This window comes from Streptomyces sp. NPDC058650 (assembly GCF_042717315.1).
Lineage (GTDB): Bacteria > Actinomycetota > Actinomycetes > Streptomycetales > Streptomycetaceae > Streptomyces.
This window is the reverse complement of record NZ_JBHXRL010000012.1, coordinates 29,872-50,936: the sequence shown is the minus strand read 5'-3', so window position 1 is coordinate 50,936 and position 21,065 is coordinate 29,872. Positions and strand designations below refer to the sequence as shown.

20 protein-coding genes are annotated in these 21,065 nt (G+C 73.4%); 12 read left to right on the top strand and 8 right to left on the bottom strand.

Translation table 11 applies throughout. The features are described from left to right. Positions 1 to 20: 20 nt before the first annotated feature. The 5 genes from ACFWWU_RS22045 (at position 21) to ACFWWU_RS22025 (ending at position 5,550) form a co-directional block, all read left to right on the top strand. Entirely contained in the window at positions 21 to 935 is a 915-nt protein-coding gene (locus tag ACFWWU_RS22045; protein WP_384147524.1) for a DUF4429 domain-containing protein, read from the top strand. A gap of 57 nt (positions 936 to 992) precedes the next feature. Next, positions 993 to 2,381 carry a sensor histidine kinase gene (locus ACFWWU_RS22040; protein WP_384147523.1) on the top strand — a complete coding sequence of 463 codons (1,389 nt, stop codon included), beginning with the start codon at positions 993 to 995 and terminating at the stop codon, positions 2,379 to 2,381. Positions 2,382 to 2,485: 104 nt separating this feature from the next. Continuing rightward, positions 2,486 to 3,166, top strand: a complete 681-nt coding sequence (locus ACFWWU_RS22035) for a response regulator transcription factor (protein WP_317594663.1) — start codon at positions 2,486 to 2,488, stop codon at positions 3,164 to 3,166. Between the two features lie 180 nt (positions 3,167 to 3,346). Further along, positions 3,347 to 4,336 carry an alpha/beta hydrolase gene (locus tag ACFWWU_RS22030; RefSeq protein WP_384147522.1) on the top strand — a complete coding sequence of 330 codons (990 nt, stop codon included), beginning with the start codon at positions 3,347 to 3,349 and terminating at the stop codon, positions 4,334 to 4,336. Beyond that, positions 4,333 to 5,550 carry an acyltransferase gene (locus tag ACFWWU_RS22025; protein WP_384147521.1) on the top strand — a complete coding sequence of 406 codons (1,218 nt, stop codon included), beginning with the start codon at positions 4,333 to 4,335 and terminating at the stop codon, positions 5,548 to 5,550. The genes ACFWWU_RS22030 and ACFWWU_RS22025 overlap by 4 nt, the downstream gene beginning before the upstream one ends. 8 nt (positions 5,551 to 5,558) lie before the next feature. Here ACFWWU_RS22025 and ACFWWU_RS22020 read toward each other — a convergent pair whose 3' ends face one another. Further along, entirely contained in the window at positions 5,559 to 6,587 is a 1,029-nt protein-coding gene (locus ACFWWU_RS22020) for an aldo/keto reductase (RefSeq protein ID WP_384147520.1), read from the bottom strand. Continuing rightward, on the bottom strand, positions 6,584 to 7,009 hold the full coding sequence (locus tag ACFWWU_RS22015) for a MerR family transcriptional regulator (protein ID WP_384147519.1): 426 nt from the start codon (positions 7,007 to 7,009) through the stop codon (positions 6,584 to 6,586). Before ACFWWU_RS22015 ends, ACFWWU_RS22020 begins: the two co-directional genes overlap by 4 nt. A gap of 51 nt (positions 7,010 to 7,060) precedes the next feature. On the opposite strand from ACFWWU_RS22015, the gene ACFWWU_RS22010 reads away from it, so the two are divergent. Further along, entirely contained in the window at positions 7,061 to 7,894 is an 834-nt protein-coding gene (locus ACFWWU_RS22010; protein ID WP_384147518.1) for a serine hydrolase domain-containing protein, read from the top strand. A gap of 60 nt (positions 7,895 to 7,954) precedes the next feature. On the opposite strand, the gene ACFWWU_RS22005 is transcribed toward ACFWWU_RS22010, so the two are convergent. From ACFWWU_RS22005 to ACFWWU_RS21985, 5 genes are all read right to left on the bottom strand, one after another. Continuing rightward, complete coding sequence (locus tag ACFWWU_RS22005; protein WP_384147517.1) at positions 7,955 to 8,647, bottom strand: hypothetical protein; 693 nt, start codon at positions 8,645 to 8,647, stop codon at positions 7,955 to 7,957. Then, positions 8,644 to 10,200, bottom strand: coding sequence for a sensor histidine kinase (locus ACFWWU_RS22000; RefSeq protein ID WP_384147516.1), 1,557 nt, complete (start codon positions 10,198 to 10,200; stop codon positions 8,644 to 8,646). The genes ACFWWU_RS22005 and ACFWWU_RS22000 overlap by 4 nt, the downstream gene beginning before the upstream one ends. 80 nt (positions 10,201 to 10,280) lie before the next feature. Continuing rightward, positions 10,281 to 10,964, bottom strand: a complete 684-nt coding sequence (locus ACFWWU_RS21995) for a response regulator (RefSeq protein ID WP_384147515.1) — start codon at positions 10,962 to 10,964, stop codon at positions 10,281 to 10,283. A 54-nt stretch (positions 10,965 to 11,018) separates the two neighbouring features. Next, entirely contained in the window at positions 11,019 to 12,674 is a 1,656-nt protein-coding gene (gene murJ / locus ACFWWU_RS21990; RefSeq protein WP_384147514.1) for a murein biosynthesis integral membrane protein MurJ, read from the bottom strand. Then, on the bottom strand, positions 12,671 to 13,861 hold the full coding sequence (locus ACFWWU_RS21985) for a lipid II:glycine glycyltransferase FemX (protein WP_384147513.1): 1,191 nt from the start codon (positions 13,859 to 13,861) through the stop codon (positions 12,671 to 12,673). Before ACFWWU_RS21985 ends, murJ begins: the two co-directional genes overlap by 4 nt. A gap of 206 nt (positions 13,862 to 14,067) precedes the next feature. On the opposite strand from ACFWWU_RS21985, the gene ACFWWU_RS21980 reads away from it, so the two are divergent. Next, the gene (locus ACFWWU_RS21980; protein WP_384147512.1) at positions 14,068 to 15,303 is read left to right on the top strand and encodes an Ig-like domain-containing protein; all 1,236 of its coding nucleotides are present in this window, start codon (positions 14,068 to 14,070) and stop codon (positions 15,301 to 15,303) included. A 4-nt stretch (positions 15,304 to 15,307) separates the two neighbouring features. On the opposite strand, the gene ACFWWU_RS21975 is transcribed toward ACFWWU_RS21980, so the two are convergent. Further along, the gene (locus ACFWWU_RS21975; RefSeq protein WP_384147511.1) at positions 15,308 to 15,988 is read right to left on the bottom strand and encodes a pirin family protein; all 681 of its coding nucleotides are present in this window, start codon (positions 15,986 to 15,988) and stop codon (positions 15,308 to 15,310) included. 82 nt (positions 15,989 to 16,070) lie between these two features. Between ACFWWU_RS21975 and fasR the strand changes: the two genes are divergently transcribed. The 5 genes from fasR (at position 16,071) to fabF (ending at position 20,976) form a co-directional block, all read left to right on the top strand. Next, positions 16,071 to 17,252: a fatty acid biosynthesis transcriptional regulator FasR gene (gene fasR, locus ACFWWU_RS21970; protein WP_384147510.1), complete on the top strand. Its 1,182-nt coding sequence runs from the start codon at positions 16,071 to 16,073 to the stop codon at positions 17,250 to 17,252. Between the two features lie 89 nt (positions 17,253 to 17,341). After that, positions 17,342 to 18,277: an ACP S-malonyltransferase gene (locus tag ACFWWU_RS21965; protein ID WP_384147509.1), complete on the top strand. Its 936-nt coding sequence runs from the start codon at positions 17,342 to 17,344 to the stop codon at positions 18,275 to 18,277. Between the two features lie 18 nt (positions 18,278 to 18,295). After that, complete coding sequence (locus ACFWWU_RS21960) at positions 18,296 to 19,327, top strand: ketoacyl-ACP synthase III (RefSeq protein WP_384147508.1); 1,032 nt, start codon at positions 18,296 to 18,298, stop codon at positions 19,325 to 19,327. Positions 19,328 to 19,385: 58 nt separating this feature from the next. Further along, complete coding sequence (locus ACFWWU_RS21955) at positions 19,386 to 19,634, top strand: acyl carrier protein (RefSeq protein WP_376405179.1); 249 nt, start codon at positions 19,386 to 19,388, stop codon at positions 19,632 to 19,634. 79 nt (positions 19,635 to 19,713) lie between these two features. Continuing rightward, complete coding sequence (gene fabF, locus ACFWWU_RS21950) at positions 19,714 to 20,976, top strand: beta-ketoacyl-ACP synthase II (protein WP_384147507.1); 1,263 nt, start codon at positions 19,714 to 19,716, stop codon at positions 20,974 to 20,976. Positions 20,977 to 21,065 lie beyond the last annotated feature (89 nt).

Here is a 21,065-nt window from a genome sequence, read left to right as displayed (position 1 = left end):
CGCCGCTTACGATGAGGCGTATGGGTGATGTGCTGGCCGGAATTCATGCCACCTGGGAGTTCGAGAGCGATGCCCTCGTCATCCGCTTCGAACGGGGGAACCGCAATACGCCGAAACTCTTCAGCGCGCTACGCGAACGACGAGTACCGCACGAGGCGTTGGCGTCCGTGACGCTCACGCCCGGGAAGCGGGGCACCGTCGTGCTGCACGCCGTGCCGAGGCCCGGCGCCGATCCGCTGATGGAGGCGGCCGCGGGACAGCTCAAGGAAGCCTGCGACCCGTACCGTCTGGTGCTGCCGGCGGACCGGGAGACGCTCGCCGAGTACTACCGGGACGAGCTGCGGGCGCTGCTCCCGGCGGACGCGGTGGACCCGGCGGACCCGGCCGGGGGCGAGGACGCGGCGGCCGTGTGGCCCGCCGACGGCTTCCTGGTGGCCGCGCCCACGGGACCGCAGTCCTTCAAGACGTACGACGGGAGGGCGAGCTTCGACGGGATGTCGGAGGTCGCTTTCCGCTGGTCCTGGACGGGCGCGTCCTCGGAGAAGTGGAAGGCCGGCGACCAGACCTTCTCCGTACGGGAGCTGAGCGGCGTCGAGTGGCGGTCGCCGGAGGTCCTCGACGGGTACCTGCGGCTGGTCCCCCGGGACGGCGGCTCCCGGCCCGCCCAGCCCGACCGGGACCCGGCCTCGGTCGTCTTCGGTCTCGGCTACGGGCCGGTGCACGAGTCCCTCCCCTTCGCCGCGGCCGTCCTCGCGGCGACCCGGGGCAAGGACCGCGTGCCCGCCGCCGTCACGGCCGGTGCTCAGGACGCCGCCCGCCGCGACCCCGGGGCGGTCGCGGACAGGATCCGGCACCTGGGCGATCTGCACCGGGCGGGGCTCGTGACGGACGAGGAGTTCTCGGCGAAGAAGGCGGAGCTCCTCGCGGAGCTGTGAGCCACCCACCAGGCCCGGCGTCATACCCCGGTATCGGGTCGCGGCCCCCTCCCCGGTATGACGCCGACCGCCCCACCCGCTGCCTACCCTGGGCGGGTCATGGCTACCGAACAGCGGCACGAGCCGCCCCTCCGCCGCTTCCGCCGGTACAGCGCACGGTCACGCGAGTTGTTCCAAGGCCTCGGGGCCGCGCTCACCACCCCGACCACCCCCGGCGCGCCCCTGCTCTCCGAGGCCTCCTCGCGGTGGGTGCGCCTGCTGCCGTACGTCGTCGCCCTCGCCTTCGTCTCCTCGCTGCTGCCCACCACGATCACCGTCCTCGTCAACGACTACGGCGTGAACGGCGGCCTCGCCGGGGCCATCGCCGTCGCCCAGACCGTGCCGCTGCTGCTCGCCGTCTCCCGCCCCCTCCAGGCCTGGTGGGTGATCTTCACCGCCGACGTGCTCGGCTCGCTCGCCCTCCTCGGTTCGGACGGCGTCCACGCCGACCTGTGGCCCTGGACCCCGCCGGTCGTCATCGGCTACTGCGCGCTGATGGTCGCGCTCGGACTGCGCGAGTCGCGCCGGACCCTGTTCGGCGTCTGGCTGGCGACCGGCGCCGCCGGGTACGTCCTGGAGGCCTTCCGGCCCGACGGGGTCACCAGCGTCCACACACTGCTGCTCGTCCTGAGCGGCGTGCTGCTGCTGCTCACCTCGGCGGTACGCGCCCGGGGCGACGCGCAGCGGCGGCTCGTCGAGCAGGAGATCATCAACGAGGCCGAACGCTCCCGCCGCACGCTCCTGGAGGAGCGCGCGCGGATCGCGCGCGAGCTGCACGACGTCGTCGCCCACCACATGTCCGTGATCACCGTGCAGGCCGACTCGGCCCCGTACCGCATCCCGGACCTTCCGGACGCGGCCCGGGAGGAGTTCACGTCCATCGCGGCGAGCGCGCGCGAGTCGCTGGCCGAGATGCGGCGGCTGCTCTCCGTGCTGCGCAGCGACGGCAGCGAGGGCGAGCGGGCCCCGCAGCCGGGTCTCGACCGGGTCCAGCAGCTGGTCGAGGCGACGGTACGGGCCGGGGTGCCGGCCGAGCTGTCGCTCGCCGCCGGCCTCGGGGACGTACCGCAGGCGGTGGACCTGTCCGCGTACCGGATCGTGCAGGAGGCCCTCGCCAACATCGTCCGGCACGCGCCGGGCGCCGCGACCCGGGTGTCGGTGCGCGCCTCGGACGACGGGTGGCTGACGGTCCTCGTCGTCAACGGGCCCGGCGAGGAGGCGGGTTCCGGGGTGGAGCGCGGTGCGGCCGGCACCGGGCACGGCCTCGTCGGGATGCGGGAGCGCGTACGGTTGACGGGCGGCTCGCTGGACACCGGGCCGCTGCCGGACGGCGGCTTCCGGGTGGCCGCACGGCTCCCGCTGACGGCGGACCCGGCGCCCGAACCGGACCCGGAACCGGCACCCTGAGGGGCCCGGGCCCGGGCGACGACCACGACCCCGAGCCCGAGCCTGAGCCCGACCCCAAGCCCGAGCCCGAGCCCGCCCCTGACCCCGACCCCCAAGGACCCCGAGTGACCATCCGCGTGATCATCGTCGACGACCAGGCCATGGTGCGGGCCGGTTTCGCCGCGCTGCTCGCCGCCCAGCCCGACATCGACGTGGTGGGCGAGGCGCCGGACGGGCGGCAGGGCGTGGACGTGGCCCGTTCGACGCATCCGGACGTCGTGCTGATGGACGTGCGGATGCCGGAGCTGGACGGGCTCGCGGCGGCCCGCGAGATCCTCCACCCGCCGACCGGCGTCACGCACCGGCCGAAGGTGCTGATGCTGACCACCTTCGACGTGGACGACTACGTGTACGAGGCGCTGCGCGCGGGCGCGTCGGGCTTCCTCCTGAAGGACGCGCCGCCCGCCGATCTCATCGCGGCGGTACGGATCGTGGCGGCGGGCGAGGCACTGCTCGCACCGTCCGTGACCCGCCGCCTCATCGCCGACTTCGCCGCCTCCCGCCCCGCCCCGCGCCGGGACACCACCGCGCTGCGCCTGAACGGCCTCACCCCGCGCGAGACGGAGGTCCTGGAGCTGATCGCCCGGGGCCTGTCGAACCAGGAGATCGCGGACCACCTGGTCCTCGCTGAGCAGACGGTGAAGACCCACATCGGGCGGGTGCTCGCCAAGCTGGACCTGCGCGACCGCGCGCAGGCCGTGGTCTTCGCGTACGAGTCGGGCCTGGTCACCCCCGGCACGACCTGACACCCGGGGGATATCCCCACCGGGAAACCCCCACCCCCGCCAGGGGGTCGGCTGCTCCTCCACCCCCTACCCCGGTATCAACCCGTGGTTGGCTCCCCGGTGTGACGTGCCGTCACCCGTCGTCTTCCTACCTTCCTCTCGCCGACGAAAGAGCGAGAACCGGAGAGGGAGGGCGACCCCATGCGCCGCTTTGCGAGGACCCTGACCACCGTGGCCGTAGTGGCCACCGTGATCGCCGGGACGGCCGGCTGGGCGTCCGGGGACGCCCAGGAGGCCGTCACCGGTGCGCCGGCCGGGACGGGGGCGTGGCGGGATGCGGGGCTTCCGGACCCCGAGCGGATGAGCCCGGCCGGGACCGCGCGGTACTTCGCGGGACTCGCTCCCGTACGACAGAGCGAACTGGCCCGCACGCACCCCACGGTCGTCGGGAACCTCGACGGCGCACCCCTGGCCCTGCGGTACGAGGCCAACGACCGTGCCACGCGCGGCCGGTTCCCCGGAGCGCGGGTCCTGGCCCACGATCCGCGCGGCCGGGGTCAGGTCGCCCTCGTGTACGGGGACCTGGCGCGGGCCGAGCAGGTCGCCGTGATCGTGCCCGGCTCCGACACCGACATCGACCACGTCACGCCGCTCGCGGCCATGGCACGGGCCCTGCACCGGGCGACCGGCGGCCGTACGGCGGTCGTCGCCTGGGCCGGGTACACGACGCCCGTCGGCGTCGGCCTGGACGCGGCCACCGGCCGGCTCGCCGAGGCCGGGGCGGACCGCCTCACCCGGTTCGTGGCCGGTCTCGCCGCCGTCAGGCCCGCCGGGGCCGCAGAGCCGTCCGTGTTCTGCCACAGCTACGGCTCCGTCGTCTGCGGTCTCGCCGCGCACGGCCTCAAGGCGAAGGACCTCGTGGTCTTCGGCTCGCCCGGGATGCGCGCGGAGAACGTCGCCGAGCTCGGCACCTCCGCCCGTGTCTGGGCGGCGAAGGACCCCACCGACTGGATCGACCGGATCCCGAACGTCGAGCTCGCGGGGCTCGGGCACGGCGCCGACCCCACCGACCCGTCCTTCGGGGCCCGCCGGGTCCCGGCCGAGGACGCCACCGGCCACGGCGGCTACTTCGCGGCCGGCACCAGCTCCCTGCGCACGTTCGCCGCGATCGCCGAGGGAGACGTCCGATGAGCTCGCTCGCCACGATGGCCCGCAAGACGGCCTCGAAGATCGAATCCGGGACTCCCGCCCACCGCGACCGGGCGATCGACGGGCTCCGCGCCCTCGCCCTGCTCGCCGTGCCGACCGGGCACTGGCTCCTCGGCGGCTTCACCCTCTCCTCCGACGGGGCCCTCCACAACGCGAGCCCGCTGGGCACCTTCGCCGGGCTCGCCCCGGTCAGCTGGGTCCTCCAGATGCTGGGCATCTTCTTCCTCGTCGGCGGTTACGCCTCCGTCCTCTCCTACCGGCGCCGCAAGGGCTCCACGGGCGAGTGGCTGAAGGGCCGGCTGGCCCGGCTCGGCCGCCCGGTGCTCGGCGTCACCGCCGTGTGGGCGGCACTGCTCCCGGTGCTCCACTTCGGCCTCGGAGTGCCCGTCGACAGCCTGCGGACGGCGTCCACGCTCGTCGTCCAGCCGCTCTGGTTCGTCGGGGTCTACACGGTGGTCACCGCGCTCACCCCGTACTGCGTCCGGGTCGCCCGCCGCCTCGGGGTCTGGGCCGCGGCGCCGCTGCTCGCCTCGGTCGCCGTCGTCGACTTCCTCCGCTACGGGCCGTACGCCGACGCCGTGCCGTCCTGGCTGAGCCTCCTGAACATCCTGCCCGGCTGGCTCTTCGCCTATCAGCTCGGCGTCTCGTGGGGCGAGGGCCGGGTCACCCGGCGCCACGCCTGGGGGCTGCTCGTCGGCGGGGCCGCGCTCTTCGCCGCCCTCCTGCTCGCCTTCGGCTACCCGGCGTCCATGGTCGGCGTCCCCGGCGAGGCCCGCACCAACTCGCACCCGCCGTCGCTGCTCGTCCTCGCCCTCGCCGCCGCGCAGAGCGGCGCCGCGATCCTCCTCCGCGGCCGGCTCGGCCGGCTCCTGAAGCGGCCCGCGCTGTGGGCGCCGGTCGTGGTGGTCAACCTGTCCGCGATGACGATCCTGTGCTGGCACCAGACGGCGATGCTCGCGGCGGCGATCCCCGGCTCGTACCTCGGGGAGATCCCCGGCCTGGTCGGCGCGCCGGACTCGGTCGGCTGGATCCTGGCCCGGCTGGCGTGGATGCCGGTCTTCGCCGGGCTGCTCGTCCTCATCGGGCGGTTCGCGCGGGGCTTCGAGTCCCCGTGGGCGAAGACCGGGCCGGCCCGCCGTGTGCTCGCGGGGCTCCTTGCGGCGGGCTTCGGGGTCTTCGCCCTGGGGCTCGCGTGAGCGCGGTGTCAGACCTCGCGGGCCAGGGACGTGAGGCTCATGTCGGGGTACCGGTCGCCCGCCACCAGGCCCGCGATCGGCTCCAGTTCGGCCAGCTCGGCCGCGGTGAGGACGATCCGGGTGGCGGCCGCGTTCTCCTCCAGGCGGGAGCGCTTGCGGGTGCCGGGGATCGGGACGACCGTCAGGCCGTGCACGGCGGACCGCTGCTGCACCCAGGCGAGGGCGATCTGCGCCGGCGTGGCCCCGTGCGCGGCGGCGATCTTCCGGACCGGGTCGAGCAGCGCGGCGTTCCGCTCCGCGTTCTCGCCGGTGAACCGCGGCTGGTGCCGGCGGAAGTCGCCGCCCGACAGGTCCTTGCCGGCGTCCGCGAACGCCCCGGTCAGGAAACCCCGGCCGAGCGGCGAGTACGGCACCAGGGTCACCCCGAGTTCGGCGGCGGCGCCGACGGCGCTGCGCTCCACGTCCCGGGAGAAGAGCGACCACTCCGACTGGAGTGCGGCGATCGGATGCACCGCGTGGGCCTCGCGCAGCTCGGGCCCGGTCACCTCGCTCAGCCCCAGGAAGCGGACCTTGCCCTCCTGGACGAGCTCGGCCATCGCGCCGACGGACTCGGCGAACGGGATCTCCGGGTCGCGGCGGTGCATGTAGTAGAGGTCGATGGTCTCGATGCCGAGGCGGCGCAGGCTGTTCTCGGCGGCCCGCTTGATGTACGCGGCGTCGTTGCGGACGGCGCGGTACGACGGGTCGTCGGCGCGCCGCTCGATGGCGAACTTGGTGGCGAGGGTGATCTCGTCGCGGTGGGCGGCGACGAAGGGGGCGAGGAACTCCTCGTTGGCGCCGTTCCCGTAGATGTCGGCCGTGTCGATCAGGGTGACGCCGGCCTCCAGGGCCGCGTCGAGGGTGTCGCGGGCGGCGGCCTCGTCGGTGTCGCCGTAGAACTCGCTGATGCCCATGGCGCCGAAGCCCTGGACGCCGATCTCCGGGCCTCGGCCGGCGATGTCCTGGCCGCCGAGCCGTACGGTGTCGATCCTGGTCATGTGGGTGTACCTCCGCAGACGGTCCCGTAATGGCTGATCTTGATGTCGAGCACGGCGAGCGTGTCCTGGAGCTCGGTGATCCGGGCGAGGACGTCCCGCCGGGTGGTCTCCAGGAGCTCGCGCCGTTCGTCCCTGGTGTGATCGCCCTCGCGGACGAGTTCGGCGTAGCGGACCATGTCGGCGACCGGCATGCCGGTCAGCCGCAGCTTGCCGACGAAGCCCAGCCAGCCGAGGTCGCGCTCGCTGAACCGGCGCTGCCCGGTGTGCGAGCGGTCGACGTGCGGCATCAGGCCGATCCGCTCGTACCAGCGCAGGGTGTGCGCGGAGAGGCCGGTCAGGGCCGCGACCTCGCTGATGGTGTAGTGCGCACGGCCGCCGTGCGCGGCCGTCGCCGCCGTACTCGTGCTCGCGATCACGCTCATGACCCCACGCTAAAACGTTGGAGTGCACTCGAAGCAAGTAGGCTCGGCCCCATGCAGAGCAGCAGCGTGCCGAGCCTGGCGTCGATCGAGAACTGGCCCGTCCCCACCGCGGCCGCCGCCGTCGTCCGTGCGGACGGCACCCTGGCCGGGTCGCACGGCCCCACCGGGCAGCGCTTCCCGCTCGCCTCGGTCACGAAGCCGCTCGCGGCGTACGCCGTCCTCGTCGCGTACGAGGAGGGGGCGATCGACCTCGACGAGCCGGCCGGGCCCGAGGGCGCGACCGTCCGCCATCTGCTCGCCCACACGTCGGGGCTCGCCTTCGACGAGAACCGGGTCATGGCGGCGCCCGGCACCCGCCGGATCTACTCCAACACCGGGTTCGAGGCGCTCGGCGACCACGTCGCCAAGGCGACCGACATCCCCTTCGCCGAGTATCTGCACCAGGCGGTCCTGGAGCCGCTCGGCATGGTCTCGACGACGCTGGAGGGCTCGCCCGCCAAGGACGGCGTGTCGACCGTCGACGACCTGGTGCGGTTCGCCGCCGAGGTGCAGGCGCCGCGGCTGCTCGACGCCCGGACCGTCCTCGACGCGATGACCGTCACGTACCCCGGCCTGACCGGCATCCTGCCCGGCTACGGGCACCAGCGGCCGAACGACTGGGGGCTCGGCTTCGAGATCCGCGACGGCAAGTCCCCGCACTGGACGGGTGCCACGTCCTCGCCGCGCACCTTCGGACACTTCGGGCAGTCGGGGACATTCCTGTGGGTCGATCCGGACGCGCGGGCCGCGTGCGTGGCCCTCACGGACCGGCCCTTCGGGCCGTGGGCGGTCGAGGCCTGGCCGGCGTTCACGGACGCGGTCCTCGCGGACCTGCGCGTCTCCTGACCCTCCTGACCCTCCTGACGCTCCTGACGCTCCTGCTGCTCCTGAGGGGCGAGCCGCTCTCTACAGCGTGTCGGCGCAGGTGGTCGGGGGCAGGGCTCCGTCCGGGCCGGTGACGGCCACCTCCGCCAGGCCCATCCGGTCCTCCGCGTAGGCGGTCGTGCACACCAGCTGGCGGACGGCCGTCGCCGGCAGGTCGGTGACCGTGAACGGGGCCCGCAGGCGCAGCAGTCGGCGGTCCTGCGCGCCGCCGGACTTCTCCACCTGAACGTGCGGGACGCCGGCGCCGTGCGGCAGGGCGGTGGTCAGGCCCGCGGCGGCCTCGGCCTGGTTCGGTCCGGCGAGGAGCGCGGCGAGCACCTTGTTGCTGACGACGCGCGACTGGCGCAGGACCGCATGGTCGACCTCGTAGCCGGGGCCGAATCCGTCGTAGGGGTCGTGGGTGTCGGTCTCGTTGTCGGACGCGGACGTGGGCTCCGGGCCCCCGAACCCGACGTCACGGGCCACCGGCCTGGAGCGCCCGTCCGGGCCGACGAAGTACAGCAGCATCCGGGACTCGGGGTTGGGCGCGACCAGGACGGTCGCGGCGCCGCCCGCCTCGACGACGTCGCTCCCCTGGATGCCGCACGCCGTCAGCGACAGGAGCCCGGCCAGGGTCGCGGCGGCCGTCCGGCGGCGGGTCTCGGCGGCAGTCCCACGGCGGGTCTCGGTGGCCGTCCCACGGCGGGTCACCGCGGCCGTCCGGCGGCGGGTCACAGTGGCATCCGCACGGTGAAGACGGCGCCGCCTTCGGGGTGGTTGGCGGCCTCCACGGTGCCTCCGTGCAGCCGCACGTTCTCCAGGGTGATCGCGAGGCCGAGGCCGCTGCCCGCCGAGCGCGTCCGGGCCGGGTCGGCCTTGTAGAAGCGGTCGAAGACGTGCGGCAGGACGTCCGGGTGGATGCCAGGACCCCGGTCGGCGACCTCCGTCACGAAGTGGTCCCCCTCCTCGTACACCCGGACGGTCACCGGCGTCCCGCCGTGCCGCAGGGCGTTGCCGACGAGGTTGGCGACGACGACGTCGAAGCGGCGCGGGTCGAGGCGGGCCCTGATGCCGGGGGCGAGGTACGGGACGACGCACGCGGGGTCGGTCCAGTGCCGGTTCTGGAGCGTCTTGCGGACGCAGTCGGCGGCGTCGACCTCGTCCGTGTGGAGCTCGGCGGCGCGCGCGTCGAAGCGGGAGATCTCCATCAGGTCCTCCACGAGGACGGCGAGACGGCCGGTCTCGGCGCTGACCAGCCGGACGGCGCGGGCGGTGTCGCTGTCGAGCGTCCCGGCGTCGGCGTCCTCGTCGAGGACCTCGGTGACGGCGAGCATGCCGGCGAGCGGGGTGCGCAGTTCGTGCGAGACGTCGGAGGCGAAGCGGCGGGCGCGGGCCTCGGCGCTGCGGAGTTCGGCGACGGAGCGTTCGAGCTCGGCGGCGGACTCGTTGAACGTGCGGGCGAGGTCGGAGAGTTCGTCGCTGCCCTTGGCGTGGATCCGGGTGTCGAGCCGGCCGCGGCCCATGTTGTGGGCGGCGATCCGCAGCTCCCGTACGGGGCGGAGGACGCCGCGCGACGCGATGAGCGCGGGGATCAGGGCGACGGCGAGGGCCGGGAGGGCGCCGTCGCGGGCGGCGGCGACCATGGCCTCGATGTTCGCCTCCTCCTCGTCGAGTTCCAGGACGGCGTAGTAGACGAGGCCGGTGGGCTGCGTCGCGTCATCGGCCGAGAAGGCGTGGAAGGCGGCGGGGACGGCCATGGTCAGGTACGGGGTGCCGTTCTTGACGACGCGCTGGAAGGTGCCGTGCGGGGCGGCTTCGGACGCCTGGGCGCGCGCCCGCAGCTCGGGGGTGATGACGGAGGAGGTGGGGCGGTCGGTGGAGGAGACGCGCACGGTGCCGTACTCGGCGTAGACGCGCCAGGGGCGGGGCTTGCCCTGGCGGGCGATCTGGAGGGCGTGACTCCGCAGGGTCTCGGCTTCGGGGGGCAGGCTGACGCCGAGGCCTTCGACCTGCTCGCGGAAGGCGGAGACGGCGGTGTTCTGGGTCTGTTCCAGGATGGCGTTGCGGGCGGCCCGGTAGGTGAGGGCGGCGGTGGTGCCGCAGCCGACGGCGGCGACGAGCAGGAACGCGAGGACGAGCCGGGTGCGCAGGCCGAAGGGGCGCGGGCGGGGGCCGCGGGCCCGACGCCGCCGGCGCGGGGCCGGCTCGCTCTCCGGTCCGGGGCCGGCGGCCGGCCGGTGCCCTGCCTCCTGCTCCGGTCCCCCACGGGTCTCCGCACGGGACGTCACGCGGGACTCCACATGGGACGTCACGCGGCTCTCCACATGGGACGTCACGCGGGACTTCACACGGGACGTCACGCGGGTCTTCACAGGGGTCCGAAGCGGTAGCCGAAGCCGCGCAGGGTCTGGATGTAGCGGGGTTCGCCGGGGGTGTCCTCGATCTTGTTGCGGAGGCGCCGGACGCAGGCGTCGACCAGTCGGGCGTCGCCGTGGTAGCTGTGCTCCCAGACGTGTTCGAGGAGCTGCTGCCGGCTGAAGACCTGCTCGGGGGCGGCCGTGAGGTGGAGCAGCAGCTTCAGCTCGGAGGGGGCGAGGGCGATGCGCTCCCCCGCCTTGGCGACGGTGAGCCCGGCCCGGTCGACGGCGAGCTGCCCGTGGAACTCGACGCCCGGGCGGCCCGCGCCGGGCTCCTCGATCCGCCGCAGCACGGCCCGTATCCGCGCCTCGATGACCTCGGTACGGGCGGGCTTGACGATGTAGTCGTCGGCGCCGGCCTCCAGGCCTATGACGACGTCGAAGTCGTCGCCGCGGGCGGTGAGCATGATGATCGGCAGCTGGCTGCTCTCCCGGACCCGGTGGCAGACCTGGACGCCGTTCATGCCGGGGAGCATCAGGTCGAGGAGGAGCAGGTCCGGCCGGAACTCCGCGAGGGCGTCGAGCCCGGCCTCCCCGGTGGCCGCGGTCCGCACCTCGTGCCCGCGGCGGCGCAGCCCGAGCTCGACGCCCTCGCGGACGGAGGGGTCGTCTTCTATGAGGAGCACGCGGGGCATCTGTGGAGTATCCCAGGGTCGTTCGGAGCCTCCCCGGGGAGGGGGGCGGTGTGGTCAGGCCCGGCGGGTGAGGCCGCGGAGGCGGGTGGTGCCGGTCGTGAGGAGGGCCTGTACCTCGACGAGGCGGAGGGGGCGGGCGAGCAGGGCGAAGACGGCGAGGACGGCGAGTCCGCCGGTGAGCCCGGCGACGACGGCACCGGCCGCGCCGGTCAGGTCGGCGACGAACAGGCCGAATCCGGCGGCGGGCACGGCGGCGACGAGGAGCCGCGCGAGCGCGGAGCCCGCGCCGCCGCTCTCCCCGGGGGCGGTCGCGTCGGCGGTGCCCCGCAGCCGGCGCCCGAGCACGTACGCGGTGAGGGCCCAGCCGGCCCACAGGGCGAGCGAGTAGCCCGCGGCCATGCCCGCGACGGCCCAGTGCGTCGGGAGGTAGTGGTACGCGGCGAGGGAGAGCCCGGCGTTGAGGCCGGCGATCACCAGATTGAGGAGGAACGGCGTGCGGGTGTCGCGCAGGGCGTAGAAGGCGCGGGTGCACACGTACTGGCCGGAGAGGGCGACGAGGCCGGGCGCGAAGGCCATCAGGATCCAGGACATCGCGCGGATGTCGTCGCCGTCGGTCGCCCCGTACCGGAAGACCACCGTCATCAGCGGGACGGCGAGGGCGAGGAGCGCGCAGGCCGCCGGGACGACAGCCGCCGCGCTGGTCCGCTGCGCGTACGCGACGTCCCGGCGGACGCCCGCGAGGTCGCCGTCGGCGGCGGCGCCGCTCATCCGGGGCAGCAGCGCGGTGACGAGGGAGACGGTGATGATGCCGTGCGGGACGGTCCAGAGCAGATAGGCGTTGTTGTACGCGGCGAGGCCGCCGCCGCCCGAGGTGTCGGATCCGGCGGAGGTGGCGAGCCAGGTGGTCACCCAGTACGCGCCCTGGTTGGTGAGGACCAGCAGCACGAGCCAGCCGGCGGCGCGCAGGGGCGCGGCGAGGCCGCTGCCTCGGAAGTCGAGGCGGGGGCGCCAGCGGAAGCCGGCGGCGCGCAGCGAGGGCACGAGGGCGAGGGCCTGGACGGCGATGCCGGCGGTGGTGCCCCAGCCGAGGAGCGCGGTCTCGCCGGAGGTGAGCTCGCCGCCGTCGCCGACGACGAGGAAGAGGGCGAAGACGGCGACGACGACCACGTTGTTGAGGACGGGGGTCCACATCATGGCGCCGAACCGGCCCCGGGCGTTGAGGACCTGGCCGAGGAGGGTGAAGAGGCCGAGGAAGAGGATCTGCGGGAGGCAGGCCTGGGCGAAGGCGACCGTCATCTCCCGCTGCGCGCCGGTGTAGTCGGTGTACGTGTCGACGATCAGCGGCGCCGCGAACACGGCGGCCGCCGTGAGGACGGTGAGGGCGAGCGCGCAGAGGGTGAGGAGCCGGTCGGTGTAGGCGACTCCGCCGTCCTCGTGTTCCTTGGCGGCCTTGACCAGTTCGGGGACGAAGACGGCGTTGAGGGCGCCGCCGAGGAGCAGCATGTAGACGATGGTGGGGACGGAGTTGCCCACCGCGTAGCCGTCGGCGACGAAGCCCGCGCCGAGCGCGGCGGCGACGACGGAGGCCCGGACGAAGCCGGTGGCGCGGGAGACGAGCGAGCCCGCCGCCATGAGCGCGCCGCTGCGGAGCGCGGAGGGGGCCTTCGTCCTCGGGCGATCGGCGGTGAGCGTGACGGCCGGGCTCGTCACCGGCGGGCCAGATATGCCTGGAAGGCGCGGAACAGCGCCTGGTTGGTCGTGCCCTGCATCGGAATCTCCCACTCCCCCAACGTCTCGACGACCTGTCCGCCCGTGCCGAGCTTCCAGCGCAGGAGCCCGTGGGCGCGGTCGCCCGGATCGAGGGTGGAGGGTACCCCGCGGAGGTCGTACACGGCGGCGCCGAGGGCGTGGGCGTCGAGCATCATGCGCCACTGGAGGGCGTTGGAGGGGCGGACCTCGCGGCGGTGGTCGGCGGAGGCGCCGGTCTGGTACCAGACGCGGGCGCCGACGGTGACCATGGTGTGGGCCGCGAGTATCTCGCCCTCGTGGCGGGCGAGGTAGAGCCGCATGCGGCCGGGCTGTTCGGCGTTGAGGACGGCGTACTGGCGCTCGTAGTAGGCGAGGGAGCGGCCGAGCCGGAAGCCGTCGCGCTCCTCGGTGATGCGGAGCAGCCGGTAGAACTCGGGCAGGTCGGCGGCGGAGCCGATGGTGATCTCCACGCCGGACTTGCCGGCCTTGCGGACGTTGCGCCGCCATTCCTGATTGAGGCCCGACCAGAGGTCGTCGGTGGAGCGGCCGGCGAGCGGGACCTGGAAGACGTGCCGGGGCTGGGCGTCGGCGCCGTTCTCGGAGTCGCCGCCGCACTTGCGCCAGCCGCGGGCCCTGAGGCGTTCGGCGACGACGGTGCCGAGCGGGTCGACCTCGTCGGCGAGGACGTCGGCGAGGCGGCGGCCGGGGCCGGTGGCGGCCTTGGCGGTGGCGGCGCTCCAGCGGCGGTACGCGGGCCCGGGGCCCATGCGTACGGCGAAAACACCGGACGAGCGCAGGTGACGGAGGAGCGGGGCGAGCCAGCCGTCCAGGTCGGGGTCGGACCAGTCGGCGACGGGCCCCTCGGGGAGGTAGGCGAAGTACTTGCGGGTGCCGGGGAACTGGCGGAGCAGGACGAGGGCGACGCCCGTGAGCTCGCCGGACTCCGGGCCCCAGCCGACGAGTTGGTGACTCCACCCGTCCTTCACCTGCGCCCAGGAGGGGAGTTGGAGAAAGCTGGGTCCGTCCGCGCCGGTGGCGCGGGAGGCGAGGAACGCGCGGTACGTCTCGGGGGTCACGGGGCCGAGCCTGACCGGGCCCGCGGGGACGCGGCGGTCGGTGGGTGCGGCCGTCACGAGCAGCGCTGACACAACGGGAGCCTCCTGGTTCCGCCCCTCGGTGGTGGGGCGCACAGCAGGCTCACAGCCGAATTCGACGGAAGCGCACGGTCATGGTGACCGGACGGTGACCGTTCCGCCGCAGCCCTCGTCATACGGGCCTCCGGCGGCCCGCGGGACGGCCGGGCGGCTTACAGTCCGGAACATCCCACCTTCTTCCCTCACCGCGGAGGTCTTCCGTGCTGCCGATACGCACGTCCTCGCCGATACACACCTCGCCGCCTCGTCCGGCCCGTCCCTCCCGTCCGTCCCGTCCGTCCCGTTCCCTGCTCACGGCCGTCGCGCTGGGCGTCTCGCTCACCGCCTGCTCCGCCCAGGCGGCGAGCGGCCCCGGCTCCTCGCCCACGCAGGCCCCCGGCTCGGCGGCGTCCCCGGCGAAGGTGACGGTCGTGGACCCGGCGGCCGGCCGGCCGGTCTCGGTGACCGCCTCGGGCGGCACGCTCGCGACGGTGAAGGTCGCCGACGCGGAGGGCGGGGTCCTCGCCGGGCGTACGGGGGCGGGCGGGACGAGCTGGACGTCGGACCGCAAGGCGGTGCCGGGCACCTCGTACACGGTGGAGGTGACTGCCCGTACCGCCGACGGCAAGGAGGCCACCACCCGGTCCTCCTTCGTGACGCCGGAGCCGAAGGAGGTCAACAAGCTGACCCTGGCGCCCGGCAAGAACACGACGGTGGGCGTCGGGCATCCCCTGTCGATCGTCTTCGACCTGCCGGTGACGCGGAAGGCGGACGTGGAGCGGCAGCTGAAGGTCACCACGTCGAACGCCACCGAGGGCTCCTGGGGCTGGGTGAAGGACTACTCGGGCCGCGACCGGGCGGACTGGCGGCCCCGGGAGTACTGGAAGCCCGGCACGAAGGTCACCCTGGAAGCGGACCTCAACGGCACCGACTCGGGCGGCGGTTGGTTCGTACGCGACTACCGCACCGGCTTCACCGTCGGCGCCGCGCAGGTCGTCAAGGTCGACCTGGACCGGCAGAAGCTGACCCTGGAGCGGGACGGGCGCGCGGTGCGCACGATCCCGGTCTCCGGCGGCACGCCGGGCGGCGACAAGCGGTCCTGGCGGGGCACGGCCGTCCTGATGGCGAAGGAGGGCACCATCAACATGAACTCGGAGACGGTGGGCCTCGGCGACGCCTACGACAAGATGGTCGACTACTCGATGCGGCTGACCTGGTCGGGCATGTACGCGCACGCGGCCCCGTGGAACGCGGCGTACTTCGGCAAGGCCAACAAGAGCTCCGGCTGCATCGGCATGAGCGACGAGAACGCCGCCTCGTTCTACGCCCAGGTGAACGTCGGCGACCCCTTCGAGATCACCGGCCGCGACACCAAGGGCACGGTCGCGGAGGGCAACGGCTACGGGGCGTGGAACCTGAGCTGGGCGCAGTGGAAGGCGAAGAGCGCGCTCGCCTGAAGGGTCAGCCCAGGCCCTTGCGCCAGTCCCTCATCTCCCAGACCAGGGCCTCCGCATCGGTCGTCGCGACGAGGGTGTGCCCTTCGGCATCGGTGATCCGGGCGGCGTCGCCAGGGCCGAGTTCGTCGCCGTCGCCGTCGCCGTCGAGCCGGACCGTGCCGCGGACGACATGGACGTACGCGAAGTCGGCGGCCGGTACGGCGGTGCGCTCGCCCGCCGCAGCGCGCAGGACGTGCAGCCGCGCGTCCGCCCCCGGCAGGTCGTACGCCCCGTCGAGCGCGCGCACCACCTCGTACGCGGGCTCCCCGCCCGGCACCAGCGGCGCGAGCCACATCTGCACGAAGACCAGGGGCACGTCGGCGTCGTTGCGTTCGACGTGCCGGACTCCGCCCGCGGAGCCGAGCCGCTGGAGGTCGCCGGGGCGGACGACGGTGGTGTGACCGGCCGTGTCGTGGTGGGTGAGCTCGCCCTCGACGACCCAGGTGACGATCTCGGTGTGGCTGTGCGGATGCTCGTCGAAGCCCGCGCCGGGCGCGAGCCGCTCCTCGTTGCAGGCGAGGAGCGCGCCGAAGCGGAGGTTGTCGGGGTCGTAGTGCGCCCCGAAGGAGAGGGCGTGCCGGGTCTCGATCCCGGCCGCCGGGTCGCCCCCGGGGTAGCGCTCTTCCGCCCGCTGGATGCGTGTCACGGTACGTACGGTAGTGCGGGTGCCCCGGGCGAATCCGCCCCGCCCCCGCACGTCGGCGCCCTGATAAGGCAGTCTTGTCCCCGTGCCAGAACCCACGAACGCCGCTCATCCGCACGCCGCGACCCTGAAGCGCCTCGAACAGTCCTCCGGGAGGCTCGCCGCCGGCGCCATCGCCCGCATGGACGAGACGCTGCCGTGGTACCGGGCGATGCCGCCGGAGAACCGTTCGTGGATCGGTCTGGTCGCCCAGGCCGGTATCGCCGCGTTCACCGAGTGGTTCCGGCACCCCGAGACGCCGCAGGCGATCTCGACGGACGTCTTCGGCACCGCGCCCCGCGAGCTGACCCGGGCGATCACGCTGCGCCAGACCGTGGAGATGGTCCGCACCACGATCGAGGTCATGGAGTCGGCGATCGAGGAGGTCGCCGCCCCCGGCGACGAGTCCGTGCTCCGCGAGGCGCTGCTCGTCTACGCCCGGGAGATCGCCTTCGCCACCGCCCAGGTGTACGCGCAGGCCGCCGAGGCCCGGGGCGCGTGGGACGCGCGCCTGGAGTCGCTCGTGGTGAACGCGGTGCTCTCCGGCGAGGCCGACGAGGGCGCCGTCTCCCGGGCCGCCGCCCTCGGCTGGAACTCGCCGGACCACGTCTGCGTGATCCTCGGCACCGCCCCCGAAGGGGACAGCGAGCTGACCGTGGAGGCGATCCGGCGAGCCGCCCGGCACGCCAAGCTCCAGGTCCTCACCGGCGTCCTCGGCGACCGGCTCGTCGTCATCGCCGGCGGCAGCGACAATCCGCTCGCCGTGGCGAAGTCGCTGATCGGCCCGTACGCGCCGGGGCCGGTCGTGGCCGGTCCCGTCGTCCCCGACCTGCTGGCGGCGACCCGCTCCGCGCAGGCCGCGGCGGCCGGTCTCAAGGCGGGCTCCGCCTGGCAGGACGCTCCCCGTCCGGTCCTGGCGGACGATCTCCTCCCGGAGCGCGCCATCGCCTCCGACCCTTCGGCCCGCGACCAACTGGTGGAGGAGATCTACAGACCACTGGAGGAGGCGGGCTCGGCGCTCCTGGAGACGCTGAGTGTCTACCTGGAACAGGCGAGCAGCCTCGAAGGCGCGGCGCGGATGTTGTTCGTGCACCCCAACACCGTGCGCTACCGGCTTCGACGTGTGACCGACGTCACCGGTTGGTCACCCTCTGATGTCCGCTCGGCGTTCACGCTGCGGATCGCACTCATCCTGGGGCGCTTGGCCGACGGGGATACCCAGTCCTAGACTTTTGTCGAAGACCAACAATTCCCCCGACGGTTCTTCGTCCTTGTCCTCACGGGCGCCGGGAGCCGTCCGCAAGAGAGAGTGTGAGGGTGCTCGTACTCGTCGCTCCCGGCCAAGGCGCCCAGACGCCCGGCTTCCTGACTCCCTGGCTCGAACTCCCCGGTGCCGCCGACCGCATCGCGGCGTGGTCCGAGGCCATCGGGCTCGACCTCGTCCACTACGGCACGAAGGCCGACGCGGACGAGATCCGTGACACCGCCGTGGCGCAGCCGCTGCTCGTCGCCGCCGGCCTGCTCTCCGCCGCCGCCCTCGGCACCGTGACATCAGCCGCGGCGGGGGCGCCCGGCGCCGTCGCCGGTCACAGCGTCGGCGAGTTCACCGCCGCCGCGTTCGCGGGCGTCCTCGACGACACCGCCGCGCTGCGTCTCGTACGCACCCGTGGTCTCGCGATGGCCGAGGCCGCCGCGGTCACCGCGACCGGCATGTCGGCGCTGCTCGGCGGCGACCCCGAGGTGACCGTCCCGCACCTGGAGAAGCTCGGCCTGACCGCGGCCAACGTGAACGGCGCGGGCCAGATCGTGGCCGCCGGCACGCTGGAGCAGCTGGCCGCCCTGGACGCGGACAAGCCGGAGGGCGTGCGCCGGGTCGTGGCGCTCAAGGTCGCCGGCGCGTTCCACACGCACCACATGGCGCCCGCGGTGGCGAAGCTGGAGGAGGCGGCCGCCGAGCTGTCCCCGGCGGACCCGGCCGTGACGTACGTCTCCAACAAGGACGGGCGGACCGTCGCCACCGGCGCCGAGGTCCTCGCGCGCCTGGTCGGCCAGGTCGCGAACCCGGTCCGCTGGGACCTGTGCATGGAGACCTTCCAGGAGCTCGGTGCGACCGCCCTGATCGAGGTGTGCCCCGGCGGCACCCTCACCGGCATCGCGAAGCGCGCCCTGCCGGGCGTGGCCACGGTCGCCCTCAAGACCCCCGACGACCTCGACGCGGCCCGTACGCTCATCGCCCAGCACGCGGCCGTCTGAGAAGGAGTGTCGAGAAGCATGTCGAAGATCAAGCCCAGCAAGGGCGCCCCGTACGCGCGGATCCTGGGTGTCGGCGGTTACCGCCCGACCCGGGTCGTGCCGAACGAGGTGATCCTCGAGAAGATCGACTCGTCCGACGAGTGGATCCGCTCGCGCTCCGGCATCTCCACCCGCCACTGGGCCTCCCCGGAGGAGACCGTCGCCGCCATGTCGGTGGAGGCCTCCGGCAAGGCCATCGCCGACGCCGGGATCGCCCCGGAGCAGATCGGTGCCGTGATCGTCTCCACGGTCTCGCACTTCAAGCAGACGCCGGCCGTGGCCACCGAGATCGCCGACAAGGTCGGCGCCGGGAATCCGGCCGCGTTCGACATCTCCGCCGGTTGCGCGGGCTTCGGCTACGGCCTGACACTCGCCAAGGGCATGATCGTCGAGGGTTCGGCGGAGTACGTCCTCGTCATCGGCGTCGAGCGGCTCAGCGACCTGACGGATCTGGAGGACCGCGCGACGGCCTTCCTGTTCGGCGACGGCGCCGGTGCCGTGATCGTCGGTCCCTCGGACGAGCCGCACATCGGCCCGACCGTCTGGGGCTCCGAGGGCGACAAGTCGGAGACGATCAAGCAGACCGTGCCGTGGAACGAGTTCCACGTCGGCGACGTCTCGAAGCTGCCCCTCAACGAGGCCGGCGAGATCAAGTTCCCCGCCATCACCCAGGAGGGCCAGGCGGTCTTCCGCTGGGCCGTCTTCGAGATGGCCAAGGTCGCCCAGCAGGCGATGGACGCCGCCGGCATCACGGTGGACGACCTGGACGTCTTCATCCCGCACCAGGCGAACATGCGGATCATCGACTCGATGGTGAAGACTCTGAAGCTGCCGGAACACGTCACGGTCGCCCGTGACGTGGAGACCACCGGCAACACCTCGGCCGCCTCGATCCCGCTCGCGATGGAGCGGCTCCTGGCGACCGGGAAGGCGAAGAGCGGCGACACCGCGCTCGTCATCGGCTTCGGGGCGGGTCTCGTCTACGCCGCGACGGTCGTTACCCTCCCCTAGGCACCCGGATCCTTCCGGAAGCCCTTTTTACCGAAGCAATCACAGAAGGAGCGCCACCATGGCCTTCACCCAGGAGCAGGTCGTCGAGGGTCTCGCTGAGATCGTCAACGAGATCGCCGGCATCCCGACCGAGGACGTCCAGCTGGACAAGTCCTTCACCGACGACCTGGACGTCGACTCCCTGTCCATGGTCGAGGTCGTCGTCGCCGCCGAAGAGCGCTTCGAGGTCAAGATCCCGGACGAGGACGTCAAGAACCTCAAGACGGTCGGCGACGCTGCCGACTACATCCTGAAGCACCAGGCCTGATTCGGCCCCTGCTGACTCGGTCCGCCACCTGGCGGTGGCGCCGTATTCCGACCATCACACACATGGAGAACGAATTCCTGTGAGCTCGACCAATCGCACCGTGGTCGTTACCGGTATCGGCGCAACCACACCGCTGGGTGGCGACTCCGCGTCGACCTGGGAAGGTCTTCTCGCCGGGCGCTCCGGCGTCAAGCCCCTGGAGGGCGAGCGCTTCGCGGAGCTGCCCGTCCAGATCGCCGCGACCGCCGCCGTCGACCCCGGCGACGTCCTGCCCCGCCCGCTCGCCCGCAAGCTGGACCGCTCGGCGCAGTTCGCGCTGATCGCGGCCCGCGAGGCCTGGGCCGACGCGGGCTACACCGCGCCCGCCGGCGAGGACGAGAAGATCGTGCCCGAGCGGCTCGGCTCCGTCATCGCCTCCGGCATCGGCGGCGTCACCACGCTGCTCGACCAGTACGACGTGCTGAAGGAGAAGGGCGTTCGCCGCGTCTCCCCGCACACCGTGCCCATGCTCATGCCGAACAGCCCCTCCGCCAACGTGGGTCTGGAGGTGAACGCCCGGGCGGGCGTCCACACCCCGGTCTCCGCGTGCGCGTCGGGTGCCGAGGCCATCGGCTACGCGGTCGAGATGATCCGTACCGGCCGGGCCGACGTGGTCGTGGCCGGCGGTACCGAGGCCGCGATCCACCCGCTGCCGATCGCCGCGTTCGCCAACATGATGGCGATGTCCAAGAGCAACGACGAGCCGACGAAGGCCTCGCGTCCGTACGACACCGGCCGGGACGGCTTCGTCCTCGGCGAGGGCGCGGGCGTCGTGATCCTGGAGTCCGAGGAGCACGCGAAGGCTCGCGGCGCGCGCATCTACTGCGAGGTCCTCGGCCAGGGCCTGTCGGCCGACAGCCACCACATCGCGCAGCCCGAGCCGACCGGCCGGGGCATCGCCGCCGCGATGCAGAACCTGCTCGACTCGACGGACCTCAAGCCGTCCGAGGTCGTCCACCTCAACGCGCACGCCACGTCGACGCCGCAGGGTGACGTCGCCGAGATCAAGGCGCTGCGGAAGGTGCTGGGCGACGACCTCGACCACGTCGCGATCTCCGCGACCAAGTCGATGACCGGTCACCTCCTGGGCGGCGCGGGCGGCATCGAGACCGTCGCGACGGTCCTGGCGCTCCACCACCGTCTGGCCCCGCCGACGATCAACCTCGACGACCTGGACCCCGACGTCGACGCGGACATCGTCCGCGGCGAGCCGCGCGAGCTCCCCCAGGGCACGATCGCCGCGATCAACAACTCGTTCGGCTTCGGCGGCCACAACGTGGTCCTGGCGTTCCGCACGATCTGATCCACGCCTGACGACGGAGGCCCACCCCCGGCAAGGGGGTGGGCCTCCGTCGTGTTCGGGTGCGGGTCAGCGCAGGGCGTAGGCCGCCG